Below are 7,813 nucleotides of genomic sequence, written 5' to 3' on the forward strand. Positions count from 1 at the left end.
TGCTTCATTGCCTTTCCGCAGTTTCTACCCGGAAACGCTCTACGGATGTCAGCAAGTCTCGCGCAACGCCCACCAAGTTTTGCAAAGAACCGTATACCCGCTGCGATTCTTGCGAAGTTTCTTGGGCCGTTAATTCTACTGCTTGCATAACGTGAGAAACAGCGCTTGCTGTCTGGTTTTGTTCGATGGTATCTGCGGTAATCGATCGCACCAGTACATCGATGCGGTTCGTTACTTGAATGATATCTTCTAGCGATCGCTTCGCCTGTTCTGCTAACCGCGTCCCCTCGATTACCTGCTGAGTCCCCTCTTCCATCGCCGTCATTACCGCCCCTGTTTCACTCTGAATTTGCATCACGATTTGCTCGATTTCTTTAAGAGACTTAGCGGATCTGTCTGCTAGCTGTCGCACTTCATCCGCCACGATCGCAAACCCCCGTCCTGCTTCCCCTGCTCTCGCTGCTTCAATGCTAGCATTCAAGGCTAGCAAGTTCGTCCGGGAGGCGATCGTCGCAATCAAAGCGACAATCTTGGAAATTTCTTGGGAAGCTTCGGCTAATCTCTTGACTTTTCTGGTCGTTTCTGCTACCGTTTCCCGAATTTCTAAAATCCCTGCTACCGTCCGCTCCACTGCCTCGCCGCCTTTGATGGCGCTAGCTGCTGCGCCCCGCGCTACTTCTTCTGCTTCGCGAGCGCTTTCTGCCACCCGCTGAATCGCGTCTGTGAGCACTTGTACGGAATTCAATGTCGCCGCTAGTTCTTCAGCTTGTCGCAGCGCGTCAGAGGACAAACCTTGGGCAAAGGTAGCACTCTCAGAAGCGCCTGTACTCACGTCTCGTGCTGCCTGTTTCACCTGGTGGACGATTTCCCGCAGGTTTTGAATCGTTAAGTTAAACGAGTCAGCAACGGCTCCTAATACGTCGGCTGTGACTTCGGCTTGCACCGTCAAATCGCCACGAGCGGCCCCTTCTACGTCGTCCAGCAGTCGAATCACTTGGCGCTGCAAATCTTCTTTGGCTTGTTCCTGTTCATCTGCCTTCCTTCTAGCATCGCTAGTTGTAGTCAGAATCACCTTTGCCATGTGGTTGAATTTGGCCGACATTTTGCCAAATTCATCCTCTGAGTAAACTGTGGCGCGAGCCTCTAAATTCCCTTGGGATACAGAGTCAAACTGAACTTGCAAGTCGTCTGTCGATTTGCTCACCTGACGAGCAACTAAGTGACCCAAGCCCCAAGCTGTCAGAAAGCTGGTGAAACCGGCGGCTGCGGTCATTGCCCAGCCTGTTTGCCGCAAGTAAGCGATCGCCTCTGGTTTATCTTGCTTCAGGGCTTGGTAAGAAGCAAAATTAGTCACCAGTGCCACAGCCACCAAGGAAATTAACCCCGTACCGATCGCCGTGTACAATTGCTTAGTAATCAGCGGGGCATTCTCCAAGAAAGCCAACCCGCCCTGCTCTACCGTTACTGTCGCATCGATGGGTTCTTCTGTGGGAGTGAAACTCGGTACCGACTCTGGGGTTCCTGAAATGCTAAAAATCTCATCATCCCGAATTGCTGAGCCATCGCTGTTATCCCCAAAGTCCAGGTTGCTAGTAGTCGCCCCCATGACTCCGCCCGTCATCCCTCCAAATCCGCTACTACCGCCTGTGGTCAGAATAGAGCTATTAGCATCGTCAGAGATATCAAAGTCGGGGAGGTTGCCTACATCTCCAAATTCATCGAAGTCATCTATCCAGTCACCCCGATCGGTTTGGGGACTCGGTGTTAGGGGGAAGTCACTATCGGGGCCCGCCATGCCGAAGGAGTGGGATGGCGTTTCTTCGTAGCTAGAAAAGGAGTCAGCAAAGGCATCGTCGTCGAAGCTGTCAAGGTCGAAACTATCTGGAATATTGAACCCGTTTTGCAAATCTTCACCCTTGGCGGCTTTACTTCCCTGGGTAGTGGACTTAAAGCCTGAATTCAAATCTTTCGAGGGTTTCCCGATCTCGCTTAAAGCTTCCGGGGCGCTGTGCGATCCCATCAATAGGGTTTCATCTTCAGCAACGGAATAGTTGGATTTACTTCCACCTAAATCGCTGCCTTCTTTGGCTTGTATGCCTGATGTTCTAGATCTTGTCTGTCCTGGTTCGGCTGTTGGCTGCGGTTGGAGTGGCATCTTTTGCTTGCCGTTAGTCTCGGCTGGTGGGTAAGATTCTTCAAAGTTAAGGTCGTCTGGCAGTTCCAAAGGCGCAAACATATCATCAAAATCTTCTGGGAACTCGCCTAGATCTTCTATCCCAGAGTCTGCCAACCCAGAATCGGCAAGGGATTGAGAGCCTATAGTGCGACCGTTCTGTTTCGAGGCAGCCCCGGCAAATACATCTGCTTGTCTCTGTTCCTGAGCCGGCGGTGATGGCTTTTCCTTGGGAGCGGGGAAGGTAAGCTGGGTATCAGCCATAGCCATCGCATCATCGTCAAAATCCAGCCCCCCCAACTCTACCCCTGAGTCGAGATCCGCATCGGCAAAAGCTGCCATCCCTCCACTACCGCTGCTGTTGCTATCAAAGTTGGGGGATTCGCCAAAGGGATTTAAAAGTTCTGCGTCGTTGGCGTAATTTTCTAAATTATTTTCAAAATCTAACTCGGAAAGCCCCATGCCCATCATGCCAGCGTTATCTAGTTCTAGGCTACTGGTGCCGAGATCGGATTCCAAATCAGATCCGCCACCAAAAAGCGATAAGTCCGGTTGTTCTAAATCGTTTTCCCCAGATAAACCAGGGTACATTTCTAAATCTAAATCTTCTGAAAAATTCTCTAAACTCTCTCCGGGTGCTCCAACGGCAAACTGCTCTGCGTAAGCAATGCCGTTGTTGGCATGATCTACGAAGCCTGTATCATCTGTCAGACTCAGCACTACCATGTACTGTTCTCGCGCTACATCATACTGTTGCAGCCCGTAGCAGTAGATGTGACCGCATAGCAAGCGAGCACTTGGATCTTCGGGAAAATCTTCTACTAACTGGTAAACCAGAGCAGCAGCTTCTTCATAGTTGCCCTCCAGGTATGCCGCTTCTGCCCGCTGGTACTCCTGCTCAAAGTCTGTAGTTGTTGCCATTTGCCGCCCCCTTTGGATTTTAGATTTTAGATTTTAGATTTTAGATTTTAGATTTTTACCTTGACTTTTAGAAGTGATTCTCTGACGCGCGATCGGACTCAATCGAAAAAATAAAATCGAAAAAATAAAATCGATTTCATGCAGCCCACCGGGCCGAGCGCAGAATTTTCACTTGGTCTAGCAATCTGAGAACCTGAGAAGTCTCATCGCCCAATAACCATTCCCCTCTAAGGAATGGAACCATCCCATCAGGAGCTGAAGACTGAGCGTGCAGTTGGTCTACATCGAGCCAGTGCATCCCGACAATTCGATCGACTGCTAACCCTAATATAGTGTCTTGATCTTCGACTGCAATGATCGGAATTTCTGGTCTGTCCGTGTTTAAAGGTGTTTGGTCTCCTAGAAATTGGCCCAAGTCAGCAACCCAAATCACGCGCCCCCTCATATTTAGAGTACCTAAAAGCAAGGGAGAAACATTGGGAATCGGGGTCATTCTATCGGGTGCCGGGGAAAGTACCTCTCGAATGCCCATCGCTGGTAGTGCAAACTCGTTTCCCGAAGGAACGTAAAACCGCAGGTGTAGTTCACCTTCGGGACTTTCCAGCTCTTGAAATTCAGGAGCTTGATCGGAATTGAAGCCTGGTAATATGAAGTCCGGGTTGCCCACCATAATGCCGATACCTACCCGTATAGCGATTGTTTGAGAGTTGGGTAAGGACGAAGGAATGTTCGCCCGTATTTCTGTTGACCCACAGACCAAGGAATTAACCTCGATGGGGTTTTGAGTTCGTTTACCTTTGCTTGTGTGCGCTCTCTTCTACAACTAAAATGGGTAGCGTAGATTTTGCTACAGGCAAGCTTGGGTTTAACGTTAACAGGAATTACTGCCATCGGCGCTAGCTGAGAACTACTAATCGCAAGGGATATTTGTTTAGGAGCTTAGTTGAGAATTAGGTATATTATATTTGCACTTCGGGCATTGAGACTGACTTTGGTAGGAAATTGAATTCCAACTAACTTAAAAGTGCGATCGCGAAACGCCGCGCCGAAGGCATCGCATCAGGTTTTCTGAGGTTTCTGGTTTTCTTCTATGTGATTTTCTAGTTCGTCAGCTAATAATCTTGCCGATTCAGGAGCTTCCTTCAAACCCGGCCCGACATATTTTTCTACGAGCATCAATAACTCGCTTTCTCCAAAGGGCTTGGTAAAGTAGTCAGTTGCTCCTACCATCCTCGCCTTAACGCGGTCGATAAATCCGTCTATGCCAGTTAGCATCACAATTGGTGTCTGCCGAAAAGCAGTAGAATTACGGAGCATGGCGCAGATTTCGTAGCCATCAAGTTCTGGCATGGCAATGTCACACAAGATTAAGTCGGGTTTGAGCTGAAAAACCAGACTCAGCGCTTTAAGGGGGTTGCTAATACCAGTGGCCTCATAACCATGCTCGTTCAAAATCGCCTCGACGGTCTTGCGAATCACGCTGTCATCATCAATACAGACAACTCTGGGAATTTTAATTTCCCGCGATGACCATTCTCGCGCCTGAGTGTCCGTGCGAGAGGGTTGATAGAACAGTTGTACTAATCCCTGCTGTACGAATGGATAAATCGCCTTAGCAACTGTCAAGACATCTCGGTTCAGGTATCGCGCCATTTGGCGAATCGATGTCTGACCATCAGCCCAACGGTTGAGGGTGTTAAAGACATTGGGTCGCAGTGCTGAGCGCAGTTGAGCGGGGTCTGAAATCACCGGACACTGGTTTGGTGACTGAATGTGAGGGTGAAACTGCTTCCACTCCTGCACTTGTTTAATAATCTTAGCTAACAAAGAACTAATATCCAGGCTGGTCAACTGGGGGGCTAAAGCCGGCCCCATCTCAAAGGTAAAAGCCCCCTGGTGCAGGCTGAGTAGGTCGAATAAAGTTTCGTGTACCATGCTGTGGATGATGCTGCGCCCTTGAGCCGGGGTGAGGGTGTGGTTTTCCAACAGAGCCCAGAGGTAGCCGTACTCAGGAGCATTCGTAGATGCGATCGAAGGTGCTTCGATATTGTCAAGAGCGGTGTCGGCTTTATAGCGCCGCAGGTAGTCTCGCAGGCGAAACAAACTGCCCGCACTCTGGGTAGCGTAGATGATCTGACCATTAAAACAGAAGACAAACCAAGATTGTTCTGAGGGCGAACGGTGGAAAGCTTGCTGGTTGAGGCCGCCGCTCGCTGAGCTGTAGGCCTCGACAAACAGTTCTCCAGTTCGCTGGCCCAACTCAATCAGTTGCAGGATGCTACGGATGTCTATTTCATTCAAATTTCCCTGCATGGAGCTAAAGTTTTCTCCTTAAAACCGTTGGAATTTGAGCTAACTTGGCTATCAGCTCGTGTCGCATGACTTTACTATCCAAGCAGTACAGCCAACCGGGCCCTCTACATCTATGTAGGGGCATCGCCCCCGTGTCGCCCTCGGTTTTAAAGTCAGGGTTAGCGGTGGGTAGTTTACTTAAACTTCTGAACTATAGTTAGACTAGCCTAATACTGCTCTGACATGGAAATTATCGGGGTGTACTCCGATTGGCATGATATATCATGTTAGGTTAGCGATCGCTTCTACCCGCGAGGCGATAAGACTGATAAAATAAATGAAAACTTTTTGACTAGCTGACCTTGACGCGCATCTTCAGCCTAAATTGGAACTACAGCAACGGGCCAATCTTCGCCCCCTCAGTTCTGTCGCCTAGTAGCAGCGCGTCAGAATTAGAAAGCTTGCAATTCCAGAAGGCGGGGCATTCTTGCGCTTTCTGGACGCTTCGAGCCAGCAGCACGCGCTTGTGCTGCTACAGTCGGAAAAGAATGTTATCCACGGATTGGGCAAACGACACCTCAAGAGGACGATCAGCGTGCTGTATCTAGCGGAAGTACAAAAACAGAAAAGCAGCTTTGGTCTTGGTAGCGGTAAGGCTGAACTCAAACTGCTAGCTTGTCGGCGGAGCGAGCATAATTGGAGCGCTGTACCCGGTGAGGAGTTGATTCCAGCGGAGGAAGCTAATAGCTTCAACGGTGGGACTCTGGTGCTGGTTGAGCTGAGCAATAGTAAGCAGGTGCAGCAAATTCAGGAGGCCGCCCGCCAATTGGTGAGCATTCTGCAAAATTTCTCGCGGTTGCAGGATAAGTTTAAGGACAAGGAAGAGGAAATAGAGCAGTGGAAGGCTTCTCTAACTTTTTCTAGTCAGGAGCTTAACCGCCGGGAGATGGAGATGCAGGCTCGCGAAGAGCAGCTAGCGCAAATGGAGGAGGAACTCGAACGGCTAGAGGCCCAACGCTCGGAAATTGAAAGTGCGCGGGAGGAGGCTAATCGCCTGCGGGAAGAGGTCGATCGCAGTCGTCTGGAAATTGAGGGTGCTTGGGAACAGTTGCGCGGCGAGATGCAGCGCATGGAGCAGCAGCAGACTAATTTGCAGCAGGCGGCGGTGTTAGACGAGCGGCAGGCCCAGAATATTCAGGATTTGCTCGAACGACTGTCGGGGGCTGCTGCTCCTCAAGAGTTAATACGGGAGGAGTTGAATCACTCTTTGGCGATGGTGGTGGCTCAACAAGCATTGCTGGATCAGCACTGGCAGCAGTTGGAACAAAAACGGAGTTGGGTTCAGCAGCAGCAGGATGAGGTGGAAAGGAACGGTCAGAATATCCAGAATCGATGGCAAGAATGGCAACAAGCTCAAGATTCTTTGGCGCAAGCGCGGGCTGAGTTAAAGGGCCAGCAGAGTGCTCTGAGTGTTAAGCAAGAGCAGACTCAGGCTTTGGGATCGCAGATGCGGGCCCAGGAGGATGTTTACCAGCAACTTTATCGCTTGGCTGAGTCTTCCGATCGGGTGAGTGTGAGCGAGAAGGTGGATGTGCAAGCGCTGGAAAAGATGCCGGTGGAGGAGTTGCAGGGGTTGGTGCAACATCTGCAACAGGATTTAGAAAAGGTGTTTCGTTTTGTTAACGATCAGGAGGAGGAGCTGACTTTTCAGCGCCAGGCGATTGAAGAGTTGGAAGCGAAGATCCGAGCGGCTAGCGAGTACGATCGCTTGAGTTTGGAAGGGGAACTGGCTGACGAGCAAGAAAATTATGAGATGTTGAATGAAACTCTCGTAGGCCAGCGCCGCAGTCTGCGGGAGAGGGAGGAGGTTTTGAGTCAACACCAAGCTGTGCTGGAGCGTAGGCTGGGTAAGGCTGATGGTGGCAAACAAAATGAAAAAATTGATTTGGGGCCGGTGTTGAGCCAGTTAGAGGGTCAGCGGCATCAACATGGGGAGGAATTGCAGAAACTGGAAGCTCAAATTCAGCAGATGCGGGAGGCGATCGCCCAGATGGAGGGGACTATTCACCGTCAAAGTGGCGAACAGGAGGCGAAACGTTACGAAATTAAGCAGTTGGAACAGAATTTACAAAACCAGCGGGGAACAGTGGCAGAACTCTGGGGACGGGTGAATCTTTACCAAGAAATGTTGCAACCTGTACAGGATAATCTCAGTGGCTTACGGCAAAAATTAGAGGCGGTGGGGGCTCAGCTCAGCCAGGTTCAGGAAAAGGCAGATCATCAAATGCAGGCGATCGCTCAGTTGCGAGAGATGCTGGGGAGTTTGTCGAGTTAATAGTTAGTAGTTAATAGTTAATAGTTAATAGTTAATAGTTAATAGTTAATATTTAGTACAAGTTACGCAGGTGATACTTGCGTAACTTCTAG

At 49.9% G+C, this 7,813-nt stretch carries 4 protein-coding genes; 1 reads left to right on the forward strand and 3 read right to left on the reverse strand.

The features are described from left to right. Positions 1-4: 4 nt before the first annotated feature. The 3 genes from OSCI_RS10695 to OSCI_RS10705 all read right to left on the reverse strand — a co-directional run bounded on the left by OSCI_RS10695 (position 5) and on the right by OSCI_RS10705 (position 5,407). Positions 5-3,094, reverse strand: a complete 3,090-nt coding sequence (locus tag OSCI_RS10695) for a methyl-accepting chemotaxis protein (protein WP_007354950.1) — start codon at positions 3,092-3,094, stop codon at positions 5-7. Between the two features lie 136 nt (positions 3,095-3,230). After that, the gene (locus OSCI_RS10700; protein ID WP_007354951.1) at positions 3,231-3,764 is read right to left on the reverse strand and encodes a chemotaxis protein CheW; all 534 of its coding nucleotides are present in this window, start codon (positions 3,762-3,764) and stop codon (positions 3,231-3,233) included. Positions 3,765-4,153: 389 nt separating this feature from the next. Then, positions 4,154-5,407: a response regulator gene (locus OSCI_RS10705; protein WP_007354952.1), complete on the reverse strand. Its 1,254-nt coding sequence runs from the start codon at positions 5,405-5,407 to the stop codon at positions 4,154-4,156. Between the two features lie 574 nt (positions 5,408-5,981). Here OSCI_RS10705 and hmpF point away from each other — a divergent pair. Further along, entirely contained in the window at positions 5,982-7,721 is a 1,740-nt protein-coding gene (gene hmpF, locus OSCI_RS10710; protein ID WP_019487090.1) for a pilus motility taxis protein HmpF, read from the forward strand. Positions 7,722-7,813: the final 92 nt, after the last annotated feature.

Source organism: Kamptonema sp. PCC 6506, assembly GCF_000180455.1.
Lineage (GTDB): Bacteria > Cyanobacteriota > Cyanobacteriia > Cyanobacteriales > Microcoleaceae > Kamptonema > Kamptonema formosum.